The following is a 15,386-nucleotide window of genomic DNA, read 5'->3' as shown; positions in this document are numbered from 1 at the left end:
TTCACCGGATCTTGTCGGGGATGCCATGGTTCCAAGATCACGCGTGGGGCTAGTTGCGGCAGATCGACCGAACGGCATGCGGCCGTCTGGGTCTGAGGTCTCCGCCCCACTGAATGATCGGGTATGCGGCATCTGGCCCTGCCCGAAACGGTTGCGCGCCTCGAGGCTGCAGCCGTCGAAAGGACTTTGAATGACCGAATTCTCCTCTATGGACCTTCCCAAGCACCTGCACACCCGCATGGAAGCGATGGGGTTCAATACACCCACCCCGATTCAGGCGCGCGCCATTCCCCATGCGCTGAATGGTCAGGACGTGTTGGGCCTGGCCCAGACCGGCACCGGCAAGACCGCGGCCTTTGGCGTGCCGCTGGTGGCGCAGATGCTCGAATATGGTCGCAAGCCTGCGGCCGGTACAGTGCGCGGCCTGATCCTCGCTCCGACCCGCGAGCTGGCCAATCAGATCGCAGAGACCCTGCGCGGTCTCACCGAAGGCAGCCCGCTGAAGACCGGGCTCGTCGTGGGCGGCGTGTCGATCAACCCGCAGATCCACCGCCTGTCCAAAGGCACCGACATTCTGGTGGCCACCCCCGGCCGACTGCTCGACATCCTCGACCGCAAGGCGCTGGATCTGGGGTCTTGCGACTTTCTTGTTCTTGATGAGGCCGATCAAATGCTCGACCTCGGGTTCATCCACGCCCTGCGCAAGATCGCGGCCCTCCTGCCCGAAGAGCGCCAGACCATGCTGTTCTCGGCCACGATGCCCAAGCAGATGAACGAGATCGCAAACGCCTATCTCAAGAGCCCCGTGCGCATCGAAGTGACCCCTCCGGGCAAACCCGCCGCCAAGGTCACACAATCGGTTCATTTCATCGCCAAGGCGGAAAAGCTGAGCCTTCTCAAAGAGCTGCTCTCTGCCCATGATGGCGAGCGCACGCTGGTCTTTGGCCGCACCAAACATGGCATGGAAAAGCTGATGAAGGTGCTGGACAAGGCAGGCTTCAAGGCAGCGGCGATCCACGGCAACAAGAGCCAGGGCCAGCGCGAGCGCGCGCTGAAAGCGTTCAAATCGGGCGAAATCACCGTGCTTGTGGCCACCGATGTGGCCGCGCGCGGGCTTGATATTCCCGATGTGAAATACGTCTACAACTACGAGCTGCCCAATGTGCCGGATGCCTATGTGCACCGCATCGGTCGCACCGCACGTGCAGGCAAAGACGGTCAGGCCGTCGCCTTCTGTGCGCCGGATGAGATTGGCGATCTGAAGGCGATCCAGAAAACCATGGGCATCACCATCCCCGTGGCCTCTGGTCGCGCCTGGGAAGAGCTGCCGGACCCCGCAGCCAAACCCGCACGCGGTGGCGGACGCGGTCGCCCCGGCGGCGGCGGCGGTGGCCGTGGCAAAGGCGGTGGCAAGCCTGGCGGCGGTCGTCGTCGCTTTGGCGGTGGCAAATCCGCAGCCCCCTCGGGGGGCGCAGGCGAATCCCGTGGTGCCGCTGGTGCGGGTGGACGGCAGCGGCGCAAGTCCTGATCGACCTTGGTGCCACTCACCTGTCTTTGTCGGGGAAAGGCGGCGCCAGCACATCTGGTTGATCGCAAATGAGAAATCGCAACGCGGGCTCAAGACAGCGATCTTGAGCCCGTTTTTTTAACCCGGCATGTCTCAGCGCTTGTTCCGTACTGCTCGGCCAACATCAAGAACGGCCTGCGCCCCGGGCGACGCGCAACGCGGCGCAAACGCTCCTGTTACAGAATTGGTCCCTGAACCGCCAAAACCTGAGCGGGCTAGGTGCCGCAGAACGTCGCCTGTACCACCTCATCCTCCGCTGGCGGGCGGCGCAGATCGGCATAGTCCTCCCGCGCCTCAAACGGGTGCGACAGCGCATCCATCAGACGTTCAAACGAAGCATAATCTCCCCCGACGGCTGCAGCGATCATCTGCTCAATCCGGTGATTGCGCGGGATCAGAACCGGGTTGCTGCGCGCCATGAGCGCCTCCGGGTCCGCTTCCCGCGACAGGCGGTCCTTCCAGCGGCTCTCCCAGACATCAAACGCCTCGGGCTCCAGAAACTGATCCCGCGCGGTGCCGTCCAGCAGCCCCCGGAAGGTATTGGTGAAATCCGCCTGCCCCTGCGCCATTATCCCCAAGAGATCCGACACCAGTTCCAGATCGCCCTCTGCGACCTCCCGAAGGCCGATCTTGGCGCGGAACCGCCGCAGCCACGCGTCCTCCAGCAGCTCCGGCATCGCATGCACGATCTCGGTGGCCTCTTCCAGTACGCTTTCGGGATCGTCCTCAAGCTGGATCAGCGCCGTCGCAAGCTGTGCGAGGTTCCACACCGCGATTTGTGGTTGGTTTCCATAGGCATAGCGCCCTGTCCGGTCGATCGAGGAAAACACCCGATTGGGGTGATACACGTCCATAAAAGCGCAGGGTCCGTAATCGATCGTCTCTCCCGCAATTGAGGAGTTGTCCGTGTTCATCACCCCGTGGATGAAGCCAACACTCATCCACGCCGAGACGAGCTCCACCTGGGCGTCCCGCACGGCCCGCAACAGACCAAGCGCCCCCTTGGCCTCTGGGTAGTGGCGCGCGATGGCATACTCCGTAAGGCTGCGCAGCGCCTCCGTGTTGCCCCGCGCCGCAAAGATCTGAAACGTGCCAACACGCAGATGACTGGAGGCCACCCGCGTCAGCACAGCCCCCGGCAATCCACCCTCGCGCCAGACCGTCTCGCCTGTCTCAACCGCTGCAAGGGCGCGGGTGGTCGGAATGCCCAGCGCATGCATCGCTTCTGAAACCACATATTCGCGCAGCACAGGACCCAACCAAGCGCGCCCATCCCCTCGGCGGGAATAGGGCGTGGGGCCAGAGCCCTTGAGCTGAATGTCACGGCGCAGACCGTCGGTCCCAACCACCTCGCCCAAGAGCACCGCGCGCCCGTCGCCGAGCTGGGGATTGTAGGTGCCGAACTGATGCCCGGCATAAAGCTGCGCCAACGGGTCAGCCCCCTCTGGTAGCTCGTTGCCGCCAAAAACCTGGGCCAGCTCTGCGTCCGTGCCTCGCGCGATCCCCAGAAGAGTCGCAAGCGCGTCGTTGAAGGCCAGAAGGCGCGGCGCCTTTACCGGCGTGGGCGCCTGTCGCGTGTAGAACTCGGGCGCGAGTTGCGCGTATGTATTGTCAAACGGGATATCGAGGGTCATGGGGCAAACATATGGTGACCCACGCGAATTACCAGCCGCAATCAGAACCAGACCGGAGCACAGCCGCATGATGCAGGACATGAACGCACAAGAGATCATCGAGACCCTCCAGTTGGAGCGTCATCCCGAAGGGGGCTGGTATCGCCAGACCTGGGTCGAGGACACGGTGGATGCGGCGTCCGGAGGCAACGCAGGTCGGAGCGCACCCCGACGCCCGTCTGGTACCTGCATCTATTTCCTGCTTGGCGCAGGCGAGCAGAGCCACTGGCACCGGGTCGATGCCACCGAGATATGGCTCTATCACGCGGGCGCGCCGCTGGTGCTATCGCTTGCCGCCACAGATCAGGGGCCGGCAACGGATCACCTGCTGACCCCGAACCTGCGTGAGGGGCGCCCGCAGCTGATCGTGCCCAAAGACCACTGGCAGGCGGCGCGCAGCACGGGGGATTGGACACTCGTCAGCTGCACCGTGTCTCCGGGATTTGATTTTTCCGGTTTCACCCTCGCCACTGAAGGGTTTGACATCCCCCGCGCCTGATCGCGTGAGAGGTGTTTCGCTTCGGGCTCAGCCCGAAGCGACCCGCGCCACGCAGCTGGTCCGGCTGCGTGGCGCCTGGCCCATCGGGAGCGGGTGCATTTCATATGCAGCCCGCGACGGGCGGGAGCTGGCCCGCCAAACTAATTGCAGGTATACCCCGAAGTTAAACGATCAGGTTTTGCGCGCTGTCCATCCTTCGGGAACGGTCACCGTCCCGCCGCCGACGCAGGCGCGCACGCCGGTCGTGCTGGGCGCTGAGGTCGGAAGGCCGCGCGCCACCCTGACCGCGAGGTAGGCAAACGCCTGCGCTTCCAACATGTCCCCATCGAGCCCCACCGTTTCCACCGGCTCTACCGGGCAATCAAGCGACACCCGCAGCATTTCCATCAGCACCGGATTGTGCCGCCCACCGCCGGTGACAAGCACCTTTGACGGTGCCTTGGGACAATGCTCCATGCCTTGCGCCACGGCTGCAGCACACATGGCGGTAAGTGTCGCGGTGGCATCCGCATCGCTGAGCTCGGTCACGAGTCCGATCATCTCGGGGAAATCGTTTCGATCCAGAGATTTGGGTGGCATCCGCGCAAAATAGGGCTCGGCGAGAAACAGCTCCAGCGCGCCGTTTTCCACCGCGCCCCCGGATGCAATCCTACCGCCTTCGTCCATCGCAAGACCGAGACGGGACTGAAGAAAGTCGTTGATCGGCGCATTGGCAGGCCCGGTATCGAACGCCAGAAGCGCCCCTTCGTCTTCGGGCCGGGCCTTGCGGGGATCAACATAGGTCACGTTGCCGACCCCGCCGAGGTTCAGAAAACACAAGGGCTCTGTCGCGCCGATATAGCGCGCGCAGGCATGATGGAAGAAAGGCGCGAGCGGTGCGCCCTCGCCGCCCATCGACACATCATCAGAGCGAAAGTCCCAGACCACAGGCCGCCCCAAGGCCTCGGCCAGCACACCACCATCGCCAACCTGCAACGTGCCCTGAAGACGCGGGGCATGTGCAACGGTCTGGCCATGAAAACCGATGAGATCCACATCGGCGTGGTCCGTCATCACCTCGATATGCGCCGCCTCGACCACCCGCGCCGCCGCCGCGACTGCATCGCCGGTCCACTGGCCCAGCGCGGCCCGCAACACCTCCCGCTCCGCGTCCGAATAGGCGCGGTAGCCCGTCTCTCCAAAGCCGAGAATGTCGCGCCCGTCGGTTTCCAGAACTGCGACGTCGACCCCGTCAAGCGATGTCCCGCTCATGGCGCCCAAGGCCCGCACCGGGCCTGACTTGGATATGGCTCTGCCCATCTCTGCACTCTTCCTTGCGAAAACCGGGCCGTCCCGCCCGTTGCGGCACATGATACACCGCACATTTTGTCCCGAAAACAGGTTCCCACCGGTGTCGATGCGATTTATACAGCCGCTTGCATATTCAAAAGCCGAGGCATGCTATGACCTACCATCCGAAATCGGACTTCATCGCCATCATGATGGAACGCGGATTCCTGGCGGATTGCACCGATTATCAGGGTCTCGATGAGGCACTGGTGAGCGGTACACAGACGGCATATATCGGCTATGACGCCACGGCGCAGTCGCTGCACGTGGGGCACCTTCTGAACATCATGATGCTGCGCTGGCTGCAAAAAACCGGCCACCGCCCGATCACCCTGATGGGGGGCGGCACCACCAAGGTGGGCGATCCTTCGTTCCGCTCGGATGAACGCCCGCTGCTGGGGCCGGAGCAGATCGACGCCAACATTGCAGGCATGCAGAAGGTGTTTGCTAAATACCTCGACTACTCTGACGCCAAAAATGGCGCCATGATGCTCAACAACGCCGAATGGCTGGATGGGCTCAATTACCTTGAGTTCCTGCGCGACATCGGGCGGCATTTCTCGGTGAACCGGATGCTGTCCTTCGAGAGCGTGAAATCACGCCTTGATCGCGAACAGTCGCTGTCCTTCCTCGAGTTCAACTACATGATCCTGCAGGCCTATGATTTCCTGGAGCTGAACCGCCGCTATGGCTGTGTGTTGCAGATGGGCGGCTCGGATCAATGGGGCAATATCGTCAACGGGATCGACCTGACGCGCCGGGTGTTGGAGAATGAGATCTATGGCCTGACCTCGCCGCTGCTGACAACCTCGGACGGGCGCAAGATGGGCAAATCGCAAGGCGGCGCGATCTGGCTCAATGACGAGATGCTGAGCCCCTATGAGTTCTGGCAATTCTGGCGCAACACCACCGATGCGGATGTGGGGCGGTTCCTGAAGCTCTATACCGAGCTGCCGGTTGAAGAATGCGACCGTCTGGGCGCGCTTCAGGGGTCTGAGATCAACGAGGGCAAGATCATCCTTGCCAATGAGGTCACGACGCTCCTGCATGGGGCCGAGGCGGCGCGCGCTGCCGAGGCGACAGCGCGCGAAGTGTTCGAAAAGGGCGGTGTGGGCGATGACCTGCCGACCCTGTCGCTGTCGCCCGCGGAGCTTGGCGACGGGATGTCGATCGTACAGTTGATCGTGAAATCCGGGCTCGCAAAATCCGGCAAGGAAGCAAAGCGCCTGATCTCTGAGAATGGCGCCAAGCTTGACGATGCGCCGCTGACGGATGCCGGTCTGATGATCGACGCCGCTGCGCTGGCCTCCCCGATCAAACTGTCGGCAGGTAAAAAGCGTCACGCGCTTGTGCAGCTCGAGGGCTGATGGAAACAGAGGACGAGAGGGGCTTTGCCCCTCTTGGCCCCTGGCCAATTCACCCCAGGATATTTTGGGTTAGAAGAAGCCAGCGGTCTGTCCTGTTGGGCAATAGGCGTGCCTAGAGAAAGACCACCTCGATCACGGTGAGAATGACGAAGGTCGGGATCGACAGGGCGGTGGCAATCAACAGCGCCGCACATTTTGTCATGCGCGCGCCAGCGGCGCTGCGCCCGTAGATTTTAACGGTCTTTTTCATGATTTCATTAACCATCAATTAGGTTTCCATCTTGTTAATGGCGGTATGTTTGATCTTGGTTCCACCCCCGCCATGCCCCGCCCTATTCAACGCAGCGCTTCACTCCGTACACTCGCGCAATCGCCCGAGTTCTCGCGCGCATTGAACCTGGTTGGACAGACACCGCTGCATCTGGATCGCCTGCAAGACATGCTTGTGCTGCGGCGCAAATTCTGGGGTGTCGAGGTCGCGATGGTCAACCGCGCAGAATTGCCTAAACCTTTGCGTTTGCTTGAAATTCTTCAAGAAGAAGGGTTACGGCGGACCCCGGTGCTCCTGTCACCCGAGCATCCTGTGCCCGAACTTGGCCGTCTCGGGGCTTTGCCGTTGATGACGCCGGCCAGCGTGGGGCTCTTGGATATTCTTGCAGATCGTACAGCGCAGCGGGACCGGCTTGCGCAGAAGTGGCGCAACCGCCTGTCGCATGCGGAGGCGCAGGCCTTGCGGGTAACGCGACAGAACATGCCGATTGCGCCCGATCACTGGATTTTACGCGCCGATGCGGCGCAACAGCAAAAACGTCGTTATCGCAGCTGGCCTGCCGCGCTGACACTGGCTTATGCGCAAGCAAATCGTGGGTCGGCAAAACTCTTTGAAGCGCATGAGGGGCGTGAGACAGTGGCCGGTATCCTGGTTCTGACCCATGGTGAAGGCGCGACCTATCATATCGCCCATAGCACGGAGCGCGGGCGCAGGCTCTCCGCGCATAATCTCTTGATGTGGAATGCGATGGACTGGCTTGCCGCCAAGGGCATCCGACGATTGGATCTCGGCGTGATCAACACCGAGGACGCAAGTGGGCTTGCACGGTTCAAGCTGGGAACAGGCGCACGGCTCTCGCAACTCGGGGGGACATGGCTCTATTGGCCCCCGCTTGGACGCCGCCTCGCTCCTCTGGCTGCTCTGGATCGTAGGCTGATGGGCGGCTGATCGCGGCTCCTTTCTGCGTGGTTTAGCATCCTCAGGAGGTGTTATCGAGACCGCATGCATTGTCGAGAACTGACAATGGCGCGGGACTGGACAGAATGGCTCTGCCGTGGTTATTTGAACGTATGTTCATTTCATGGGAGGAGCGGGACAGATGAAACTCGCAACCACGCGCGCTGTGATCACGGGCGGCGCATCCGGTCTCGGCGAGGCCACCGCCCGTCATTTCCGTAACGCTGGCGCTCAGGTCACAATTCTGGATCGCGATGGTGATCGGGGTGCCAAGATCGCGGAGACAATCGGAGCCCATTTTGTCGAGACCGATGTCACCAGCGAAGAAAGCGTTGCGGCGGCGATGGCCTATGCGGTCGACAAAATGGGCGGGTTGAGCGCAGCGGTGAATTGCGCAGGCATTGCTCATGCGATCAAAACCGTCGGGCGGGATGGTCCGCATCCGCTGGGCGCGTTTCAGAAAACCGTCGACATCAATCTGGTCGGCAGCTTCAACGTGGCGCGCCTCGCCGCAGCAGAAATCAGCAAGTCTACGCCCGAGGCGGATGGCGCGCGCGGTGTCATCATCAACACGGCTTCGATCGCAGCCTTTGACGGCCAAAAGGGCCAGGCGGCCTATGCGGCCTCCAAGGGCGGCATCGTGGGCATGACCCTGCCCATGGCCCGCGATCTGGCGTCCTCGGGCATCCGCGTGATGGCCATCGCACCGGGGATCTTTATGACGCCGATGCTGGCGGGACTGCCAGAGGAGGCACAGGCGCAGCTGGCCGCTGATGTGCCAAACCCGGCGCGTTTGGGCCAGCCCGAGGAATACGCACGTCTGGCAGGGTTCATTGTCGAAATGGGATATCTCAACGGGGAGGTCATTCGCCTCGATGGCGCGCTGCGGATGCGCTGAGGACAACTGCGCCTGCGATCTAAGACCTCTCCCGCCTGTGCTCACCGCCCCCTGAGGGGACGGATTGATCCGGTTGGGCCGCGCGCCGCGCGCGCCCCGCAGGGGTGCGCGCGGCGCGGGTCGCTTCGGGCTCTGCCCGAAGCGAAACACCTCCCCTGCAGACCAGAGAATGCCTGTGACGCGTCAAGCCTGAGCCGCTTTTTCTTCCAGCGTCAGCCATTCTTCCTCGGCAGCAGCGAGTTTTTCCTGACGTTCCACCAGGGCCTCTGTGGCTTTTTTGAACTTCACCGGCTCGCGGGTGAAAAGCTCGGGATCGGCCATCAGCTCTTCGAGTTTGGCGATCTCTTTCTCAAGACGGTCAATCTCGTCCGGGAGCGCCTCGAGCCGGTGTTTCTCCTTGAAACTCAACGCCTCTTTGGGTGCCTGCGCCTCTGGTTTTGGTTTCGATTTTGCCGGTTTTGATTTCTCGACCTTCTCAGGCGCCGCTTTGGGGGAGCGCTGCGCGAGGTAGTCGCTCCAGCCGCCCGCATAGACCGTGGCCTGCCCCTGCCCTTCCATGGCAACCGAGGTCGTCGCAACCCGGTCGAGGAAATCTCGGTCGTGACTTACCAGCAGTACGGTGCCGTCATAGGCGTCCAGAAGCTCTTGCAACAGATCAAGCGTCTCCACGTCGAGGTCGTTGGTCGGCTCGTCCAGCACCAGCATGTTCGATGGGCGCGCCATGAGTTTCGCGAGCAGAAGCCGGGCCTTTTCCCCACCCGAGAGCGAGCGCACCGGTGCGCGGGCTTGGCGCTCATCAAAAAGGAACTCCTTCAGATAGCCCACCACATGTTTGGGCTGTCCGCGCACCATCACCTGATCTGCCTTGCCAGAAATCCCCATCAAGGGATCCGCGGTGAGGTTCTCCCACAGGCTCGAATCGCCATCGAGCTGATCGCGGGTCTGATCAAAGACTGCGACCTCCAGATTCGTGCCCAGTTTGACTGTGCCCTCATCCGGCGTTTCCTGCCCGAGAAGCATCTTCAACAGCGTCGTCTTGCCCACGCCGTTCGGCCCCACAAAGGCGACGCGCTCACCGCGCTGCACCGTCAGGGAGAAGTGGTTGAGGATCTGTTTGTCGCCAAAGCGTTTGGTGATACCTTCGGCCTCGATAACCTTGCGGCCGGACTTTGGCCCCGCCTCCAGCTCCATCGCCGCCGCGCCCTGTCGTTTGATCTGGCTCGCGCGTTCGGATTTCAGATCCTGCAAAGCGCGCACCCGACCCATGTTGCGTTTGCGCCGGGCCGAGATGCCTTCGACCGCCCAGCGGCTTTCGGATTTGATCAGGCGGTTGAGCTTGTGGCGCTGCATGTCTTCGTCTTCCCAAACCTTGTCGCGCCACGCCTCAAAATGCTCGAACCCCTTGTCCTGACGGCGCACCTGACCGCGGTCCACCCAGAGGGTCGCGCGGGTCAGAGCGCGCAGAAACGCGCGGTCGTGCGAGATCAGCACAAAGGCTGCACGGGTTGAGGCCAGCTCACCCTCGAGCCAGGAAATCGCTTCGATATCAAGGTGGTTGGTCGGCTCGTCCAAGAGCATCAGCTCGGGCGCCTCGGCCATGAGTTTCGCCAGCGCCGCGCGCCGACGTTCCCCGCCCGAAGCGGTTTCCACCGGGCGGGCGGGGTCGAACTTCAGCCCCTCGCCTGCGCGCTCCACTTTATAAAGCTCGCCGGGTTCCAGTGCCGAGGCCGCAAAATCCCCCAGCGTGGCAAAGCCCTCCATCTTGGGGTCTTGCTCCATGTAGCCGGCGGAATTTCCGGGCGGGATCACGATGGAGCCGGCATCCGCCTCCACAAGACCGGCCATGACTTTCATCAAGGTCGATTTACCCGAGCCATTGCGCCCCACAAGCGCAACCCGGTCGCCGGGCTGCACCACGAGGTCGAGGTCGGAAAACACCGGATCGCCACCAAAGGTCAGCGAAATCCCGGACATCTGCAAAAGAGGAATACGTGCCATGAGAGCGGAGCTAAACCGCGCCGCTCTCTTCGTCAATGTATCATGGCGCCGGGGGGCGCGGCCTAGCCCGCCACCGCCCGCAGCAAACGCTTGCGCGCAGGGGGAATCGCGCCGATTTCCAGCCCTGTAAACACATGCAGCGTGTTCATATGCCGGTCGACCACCGCGTGATCGCTGACCCAGCCGCCCATCATCAGATAGGTGCGCAGCAAGGGCGGCATCCGGAGCATCGCCTTCTTGGCGTCAGGCTTGCGCCGCAGCCGTGCGGCAAAGCGGAACACATCGGGGGCCTTGACGCGGGGCAGCCAACGTTTGGGGGCCAGGTGACGGTGTTTGAGCATCGCAAAGGCATCCAGATAGACCGCCGTCTCTGTTCCCGCGAAGGACGAGCATCCAAAGAGCATCTGGATCTCCTCGCGGTCCACAAAGCTGGTCATCGCGCCCCATGCAACCCGCAGGATGTCCGGATCGCTCCAGTCCGGGTGGATGCAAAACCGCCCCATCTCCACCATGCGCCCGTCGAAATCGGCCAATGCGGAAAGGTCATAGTACTGTGCCGAGTAGGTGCGCGCGACCTCGCCCCCGCCCGCCAGCACCAACATGCGAAAGCAGCAGACCAGCGTGCCGCTTGCACGTTCTTCGACCAGAACATGGGCACAGCTGTCGTCAAAATGGTCCCGGTCCACATCCAGCGTGCCAAAACACAAGGTGCGCAGGGCCTGCGCGGCGGCGATATCACCGTCATTCGCCGCCAGACGCGCGCAATAGCGCCCCTTGGACAAAAGATCACCTGCGCGCGGCGCTGGGTCGGAAGATTGGGACCGGGAAGGGATCGCCATGGCCTGCTCGTGTCTGTCTCTGTTCTGTGCGCCGCGCCCCGCTTTTGGGGCACGCTCGGCTCTTGCTAGCACAAAACATGTGTAACCCGGGTGACGAATTCATCCCCCGGGCCACTTTTAGACTGCTAGCCGCTCCTCGGAGCGACCGCTACCGACGTTATTGCAGGAAGCTGCTTGGGTTGAAGTTGCCAAGGTTGCCGATCAACTGGCGCAGGAACGTCTTGTCCTCGAGATTCGAGTCGGTGACGCGGCGCTCGAGCGGGACGGCGCGTCCATCCGCCAGTGTGTAGCGCTGCACGCTGTCGACAACGCCGCGCCCATCAAAGGTGATCGCCACGAGATCGCGCGAGACAACCTCCGGCTCTTTGGGGCCAAAGCGTTTGATGCGCGAGCTGACATAATAATAGCCGCTGTCGTCCACCAGCGAGTCGATGGTGGGCTCGCCGATGGTCTCTGAAACCGAATCACGCGTGTCGACACCGACCACAACTTCGTTGAGAAGATCAGGTCCGGGGACCCAGCCATGCTTGCGGTATTGGGCCGTGCAGGCGGTGACCGCCACCAACACCCCAACGAGAAGCGCGCTCCGCATTGCGGATTTTACGGTCTTCGGACTTGCAATCATGCGCTTCCCCTGCGGTTCGGGTTGATAAAGACTGAAGTCCCGATTACCTAACTCGAGCTAATGGTTCAAGAAATGAAAGTACGCTCGTGAGTTCCACCCCCTCTGAGACCGCCGCCCTGCGGGTTGCCGATCTGCCCCAGAATCGCCCGACGCGATTCACGCTGACGCCAGAGGCCAAAGCCCTGGTCGGGATCGCCAGCGCACTCGGCGTCGATGCCCTGCGCAAGCTGCGGTTCGAGGGCGAGATCAAGGCGCGCGGCAAGCGTGACTGGGTTTTGAAGGGCAAACTCGGCTTTACGGTAACGCAGCCGTGCGTGGTCACGCTCGACCCCGTCACCACCCGCATCGACACCGATGTGGAGCGCCTGTTTCTCGCAGAGATCGCCATTCCCGACGAAGCAGAGGTCGAGATGAGCGATGACGACAATATCGACGAGCTGGGCGAATTCATCTCTCCCTATGACGTGATGCTCGAAAGCGTGGCGCTCCATCTGCCGCAATATCCGCGCAAGGAAGGCGCCGAACTGGGCCAGCACATTCACGCCGAACCCGGCACAGCGCCGATGACGGATGAGGACACCCGCCCCTTTGCCGGGCTTGCAGATTTGCTGAAACCCGGCGACAAGGACTCCTGAGGTCCAGCCGCGCCGCCTCTGCACAGAGGCATGCGCCCCCCGAAAGAGGCAGAATTTTTTCTCGACTCGGGGGCAGGCTGGCATTGACGACCACTGAGCACGAAGAAATCGCTTGCGCAAACGCAGATTCGCAGTATTTTCGCGCGCTCATCGGAATTTTTGGTTGGACATCGGAGCGACTGCGGCCTACACGCACGGTCACACCGGACGTCACACCGATTGACACGGAAACATGAAACGCGCCTGACGGCTCTGCTGCTTGATGGCCCTAGTTAGACAAAGGTTGAGACATGGCTGTCCAACAGAACAAAGTATCCAAATCGCGCCGCAACAACCGCCGCGCGCACGATGCTCTGGTTGCTGCAAACCCGAACGAATGCTCCAACTGCGGTGAGCTGCGTCGTCCCCACCACGTGTGCCCCTCCTGCGGCCACTATGACGACAAAGAGATCGTAGCACAGGCCGACGAGATCGACCTGGACGAAGACGCGGCCTGAGTCGAAACGGGATCACGTATGCCAGGCAGGCACGCAGTCGTATGACGGGTAACACCGCTCCATCGCAGGCAGATGCCCGCCGCACCGTGATTTCGGTGGACGCCATGGGTGGCGATGCCGGCCCGGCCGTTGTGGTCGCAGGCATCGCCAAATCCGCGAGCAAGAACCCCGATATCGGGTTCCTGCTGCATGGTCCCGCTGAAGAGTTAGAACCCCTTGTGGCCCGCAGGAAAACCCTGAAGGGCCGCGTGGAGATTCGTGACGCACGCGATGTGGTCACGATGGAAGACAAGCCAAGCCAAGTCATGCGCAACGGCAAGGGCACCTCGATGTGGTCGGCCCTTGAATCCGTGCGCTCTGGCGAGGCTGATGGCGTTGTCTCCTGCGGTAACACCGGCGCCTTGATGGCGCTGTCGATGCTGCGCCTGCGCAAGCTGCCCGGGGTCAATCGCCCGGCCATTGCGATTCTCTGGCCCTCGCGTAACCCACAAGGGTTTAACGTCATGCTCGACGTGGGCGCCGATGTGCGCGCCGATGCAGAGGATCTGTTGCAATACGCCCTGATGGGCACCTCCTACATCCGAAACTCGATGGATCTGCCCTGCCCGCGTGTGGGGCTGTTGAACGTCGGGACCGAGGAACACAAGGGCCGCGCGGAACTCAAGGAAGCCTACGCGCTGATCTCTCAGAACGCAGAGAAGGCGAATTTCGAATTCGTCGGCTTTGTCGAGGGCAGCGACATCCCCGGAGACATCGCCGATGTGATCGTCACCGACGGCTTTACCGGCAATGTCGCGATCAAAACCGGCGAAGGCACCGCCAGCCTGTTGCGCTCGGCGATCCGCGAAGCCTTTGAATATTCTATCCTATCCCGTCTGGCGGCCCTCTTGGCCTATACCTCGCTGTCCCGCCTTGCCAAACGGATCGACCCGCGCCGGGTCAATGGTGGCGTTTTCCTCGGCCTCAATGGCACCGTTGTGAAATCTCATGGCGGCGCCGATGCCACGGGCGTTTCGGCTGCCGTGAAACTTGCGTTTCTTCTTGCAGAACAAGGATTTGCGGAAAAGCTTGCAGCCCGGGTTGCATCCGCCGTAGAGCTTGCCCAAGATGACGCAACGTCCGCAGACGCGGACGCACCCGGCGATTCTGAGACCGGGAGCACGAACTAGAAGGCAGGCAAACGAATGACGCGACGCGCAGTTGTGATTGGCGCAGGGCACTACCTCCCAGACCGCATTGTAGAGAACGCTGAATTCGAGGCTACGCTGGATACCTCTGACGAATGGATTCGCTCGCGTTCCGGGATCGAACGCCGCCATTTCGCCGCCGAAGGGGAAACCACCTCGCACATGGCCACTCGTGCCGCCGAGGCCGCGCTCAAATCCGCAGGACGCAGCGCAGATGATGTCGACGCCATTGTTCTGGCCACATCGACGGCAGATCTGACCTTTCCCTCCGCCGCAACCATGGTGCAATCGCAGCTTGGCATGACCAAGGGGTTTGCCTTTGATGTGCAGGCGGTGTGCGCGGGCTTTGTCTATGCGCTCTCAAACGCCAACGCGCTGATTGCCTCTGGTCAGGCCGATCGCGTTCTGGTCATTGGTGCCGAGACGTTTTCGCGCATCATGGACTGGACGGATCGTTCGACCTGCGTGCTTTTTGGAGACGGCGCGGGCGCGCTTCTGCTGGAGGCGCAGGAGGGCGAAGGCACCTCCAAGGATCGCGGCATTCTGGCGACGGATCTGAATTCTGACGGTCGTTACAAGGACTTGCTCTATGTCGATGGTGGCGTGTCGACCCAATCGACGGGCTATCTGCGCATGCAGGGCAACCAGGTCTTCCGCCACGCAGTCGAAAAACTCGCCTCCACAGCCCATACGGCTCTGGAGCGCGCCGGTGCCAGCACCGACGAGGTGGATTGGATCGTCCCCCATCAGGCCAACATCCGCATCATTCAGGGCACCGCCAAGAAAATGGGCCTGCCCATGGACAAGGTGGTCGTGACCGTTCAGGATCACGGGAACACCTCCGCTGCCTCCATCCCGCTGGCCCTGTCCGTCGGGGTTGAGCGCGGCCAGATCAAACCCGGCGATCTCATCGTTACCGAGGCCATTGGTGGCGGTCTGGCGTGGGGTGCTGTGGTTTTGCGGTGGTAATGCGGGGGAAACCGCACCTTCCAATTCATTGATATTGACAGGGAAATTCCTGACCTCCTATTGTTTTGAGAAACA

General features: G+C 62.0%; 15 protein-coding genes. 9 read left to right on the top strand and 6 right to left on the bottom strand.

Annotation, left to right across the window (positions count from 1 at the left end; all coding sequences use genetic code 11):
* Positions 1-190: 190 nt before the first annotated feature.
* A complete protein-coding gene (locus TM1040_RS08970; protein ID WP_011538270.1) occupies positions 191-1,528 on the top strand; it encodes a DEAD/DEAH box helicase in 1,338 nt (445 codons plus the stop codon).
* A gap of 254 nt (positions 1,529-1,782) precedes the next feature.
* Here the strand turns inward: TM1040_RS08970 and TM1040_RS08965 are convergent, their stop codons facing one another.
* Entirely contained in the window at positions 1,783-3,201 is a 1,419-nt protein-coding gene (locus tag TM1040_RS08965; RefSeq protein ID WP_011538269.1) for a protein adenylyltransferase SelO, read from the bottom strand.
* Between the two features lie 67 nt (positions 3,202-3,268).
* On the opposite strand from TM1040_RS08965, the gene TM1040_RS08960 reads away from it, so the two are divergent.
* Positions 3,269-3,739, top strand: a complete 471-nt coding sequence (locus TM1040_RS08960; protein WP_011538268.1) for a cupin domain-containing protein — start codon at positions 3,269-3,271, stop codon at positions 3,737-3,739.
* A gap of 171 nt (positions 3,740-3,910) precedes the next feature.
* Here TM1040_RS08960 and TM1040_RS08955 read toward each other — a convergent pair whose 3' ends face one another.
* Complete coding sequence (locus tag TM1040_RS08955; RefSeq protein ID WP_011538267.1) at positions 3,911-5,038, bottom strand: anhydro-N-acetylmuramic acid kinase; 1,128 nt, start codon at positions 5,036-5,038, stop codon at positions 3,911-3,913.
* A gap of 143 nt (positions 5,039-5,181) precedes the next feature.
* Between TM1040_RS08955 and tyrS the strand changes: the two genes are divergently transcribed.
* Positions 5,182-6,435, top strand: coding sequence for a tyrosine--tRNA ligase (gene tyrS, locus TM1040_RS08950; protein WP_011538266.1), 1,254 nt, complete (start codon positions 5,182-5,184; stop codon positions 6,433-6,435).
* Between the two features lie 112 nt (positions 6,436-6,547).
* Here the strand turns inward: tyrS and TM1040_RS20270 are convergent, their stop codons facing one another.
* The gene (locus tag TM1040_RS20270; protein WP_166485539.1) at positions 6,548-6,685 is read right to left on the bottom strand and encodes a hypothetical protein; all 138 of its coding nucleotides are present in this window, start codon (positions 6,683-6,685) and stop codon (positions 6,548-6,550) included.
* A 45-nt stretch (positions 6,686-6,730) separates the two neighbouring features.
* On the opposite strand from TM1040_RS20270, the gene TM1040_RS08945 reads away from it, so the two are divergent.
* A complete protein-coding gene (locus tag TM1040_RS08945; RefSeq protein ID WP_011538265.1) occupies positions 6,731-7,654 on the top strand; it encodes a GNAT family N-acetyltransferase in 924 nt (307 codons plus the stop codon).
* A gap of 151 nt (positions 7,655-7,805) precedes the next feature.
* Positions 7,806-8,561 carry an SDR family NAD(P)-dependent oxidoreductase gene (locus TM1040_RS08940; RefSeq protein WP_011538264.1) on the top strand — a complete coding sequence of 252 codons (756 nt, stop codon included), beginning with the start codon at positions 7,806-7,808 and terminating at the stop codon, positions 8,559-8,561.
* Between the two features lie 183 nt (positions 8,562-8,744).
* On the opposite strand, the gene TM1040_RS08935 is transcribed toward TM1040_RS08940, so the two are convergent.
* The 3 genes from TM1040_RS08935 to TM1040_RS08925 form a co-directional block, all read right to left on the bottom strand.
* Complete coding sequence (locus TM1040_RS08935; protein ID WP_044026707.1) at positions 8,745-10,559, bottom strand: ABC-F family ATP-binding cassette domain-containing protein; 1,815 nt, start codon at positions 10,557-10,559, stop codon at positions 8,745-8,747.
* A 62-nt stretch (positions 10,560-10,621) separates the two neighbouring features.
* Entirely contained in the window at positions 10,622-11,398 is a 777-nt protein-coding gene (locus tag TM1040_RS08930; RefSeq protein WP_011538262.1) for a GNAT family N-acetyltransferase, read from the bottom strand.
* A gap of 157 nt (positions 11,399-11,555) precedes the next feature.
* Entirely contained in the window at positions 11,556-12,023 is a 468-nt protein-coding gene (locus TM1040_RS08925; RefSeq protein ID WP_011538261.1) for an outer membrane protein assembly factor BamE, read from the bottom strand.
* A gap of 86 nt (positions 12,024-12,109) precedes the next feature.
* Here TM1040_RS08925 and TM1040_RS08920 point away from each other — a divergent pair, with 86 nt between their 5' ends.
* The 4 genes from TM1040_RS08920 to TM1040_RS08905 all read left to right on the top strand — a co-directional run bounded on the left by TM1040_RS08920 (position 12,110) and on the right by TM1040_RS08905 (position 15,311).
* A complete protein-coding gene (locus TM1040_RS08920) occupies positions 12,110-12,658 on the top strand; it encodes a YceD family protein (RefSeq protein WP_011538260.1) in 549 nt (182 codons plus the stop codon).
* Positions 12,659-12,948: 290 nt separating this feature from the next.
* Entirely contained in the window at positions 12,949-13,155 is a 207-nt protein-coding gene (rpmF, locus tag TM1040_RS08915; protein ID WP_005623419.1) for a 50S ribosomal protein L32, read from the top strand.
* A gap of 41 nt (positions 13,156-13,196) precedes the next feature.
* Complete coding sequence (gene plsX / locus TM1040_RS08910; RefSeq protein WP_011538259.1) at positions 13,197-14,324, top strand: phosphate acyltransferase PlsX; 1,128 nt, start codon at positions 13,197-13,199, stop codon at positions 14,322-14,324.
* Between the two features lie 15 nt (positions 14,325-14,339).
* Positions 14,340-15,311 (top strand): beta-ketoacyl-ACP synthase III, encoded by a 972-nt coding sequence (locus tag TM1040_RS08905; protein ID WP_011538258.1) that lies wholly within the window; start codon positions 14,340-14,342, stop codon positions 15,309-15,311.
* Positions 15,312-15,386 lie beyond the last annotated feature (75 nt).

This window comes from Ruegeria sp. TM1040 (genome assembly GCF_000014065.1).
In the GTDB taxonomy this organism is placed as follows: domain Bacteria; phylum Pseudomonadota; class Alphaproteobacteria; order Rhodobacterales; family Rhodobacteraceae; genus Epibacterium.
The sequence above is the reverse complement of the archived record's forward strand: the minus strand, read 5'-3'. Positions and strand labels throughout refer to the sequence as shown.

Excerpts from the sequence above, each read along its gene's own strand:
- tyrS (WP_011538266.1), top strand. The coding sequence starts at position 5,182 with ATGACCTACCATCCGAAATCGGACTTCATCGCCATCATGATGGAACGC.
- TM1040_RS08935 (WP_044026707.1), bottom strand. The coding sequence starts at position 10,559 with ATGGCACGTATTCCTCTTTTGCAGATGTCCGGGATTTCGCTGACCTTT.
- TM1040_RS20270 (WP_166485539.1), bottom strand. The coding sequence starts at position 6,685 with ATGAAAAAGACCGTTAAAATCTACGGGCGCAGCGCCGCTGGCGCGCGC.
- TM1040_RS08905 (WP_011538258.1), top strand. The coding sequence starts at position 14,340 with ATGACGCGACGCGCAGTTGTGATTGGCGCAGGGCACTACCTCCCAGAC.
- rpmF (WP_005623419.1), top strand. The coding sequence starts at position 12,949 with ATGGCTGTCCAACAGAACAAAGTATCCAAATCGCGCCGCAACAACCGC.
- TM1040_RS08965 (WP_011538269.1), bottom strand. The coding sequence starts at position 3,201 with ATGACCCTCGATATCCCGTTTGACAATACATACGCGCAACTCGCGCCC.
- TM1040_RS08955 (WP_011538267.1), bottom strand. The coding sequence starts at position 5,038 with ATGGGCAGAGCCATATCCAAGTCAGGCCCGGTGCGGGCCTTGGGCGCC.
- TM1040_RS08945 (WP_011538265.1), top strand. The coding sequence starts at position 6,731 with ATGTTTGATCTTGGTTCCACCCCCGCCATGCCCCGCCCTATTCAACGC.
- TM1040_RS08970 (WP_011538270.1), top strand. The coding sequence starts at position 191 with ATGACCGAATTCTCCTCTATGGACCTTCCCAAGCACCTGCACACCCGC.
- TM1040_RS08940 (WP_011538264.1), top strand. The coding sequence starts at position 7,806 with ATGAAACTCGCAACCACGCGCGCTGTGATCACGGGCGGCGCATCCGGT.
- plsX (WP_011538259.1), top strand. The coding sequence starts at position 13,197 with ATGACGGGTAACACCGCTCCATCGCAGGCAGATGCCCGCCGCACCGTG.
- TM1040_RS08925 (WP_011538261.1), bottom strand. The coding sequence starts at position 12,023 with ATGATTGCAAGTCCGAAGACCGTAAAATCCGCAATGCGGAGCGCGCTT.
- TM1040_RS08960 (WP_011538268.1), top strand. The coding sequence starts at position 3,269 with ATGATGCAGGACATGAACGCACAAGAGATCATCGAGACCCTCCAGTTG.
- TM1040_RS08930 (WP_011538262.1), bottom strand. The coding sequence starts at position 11,398 with ATGGCGATCCCTTCCCGGTCCCAATCTTCCGACCCAGCGCCGCGCGCA.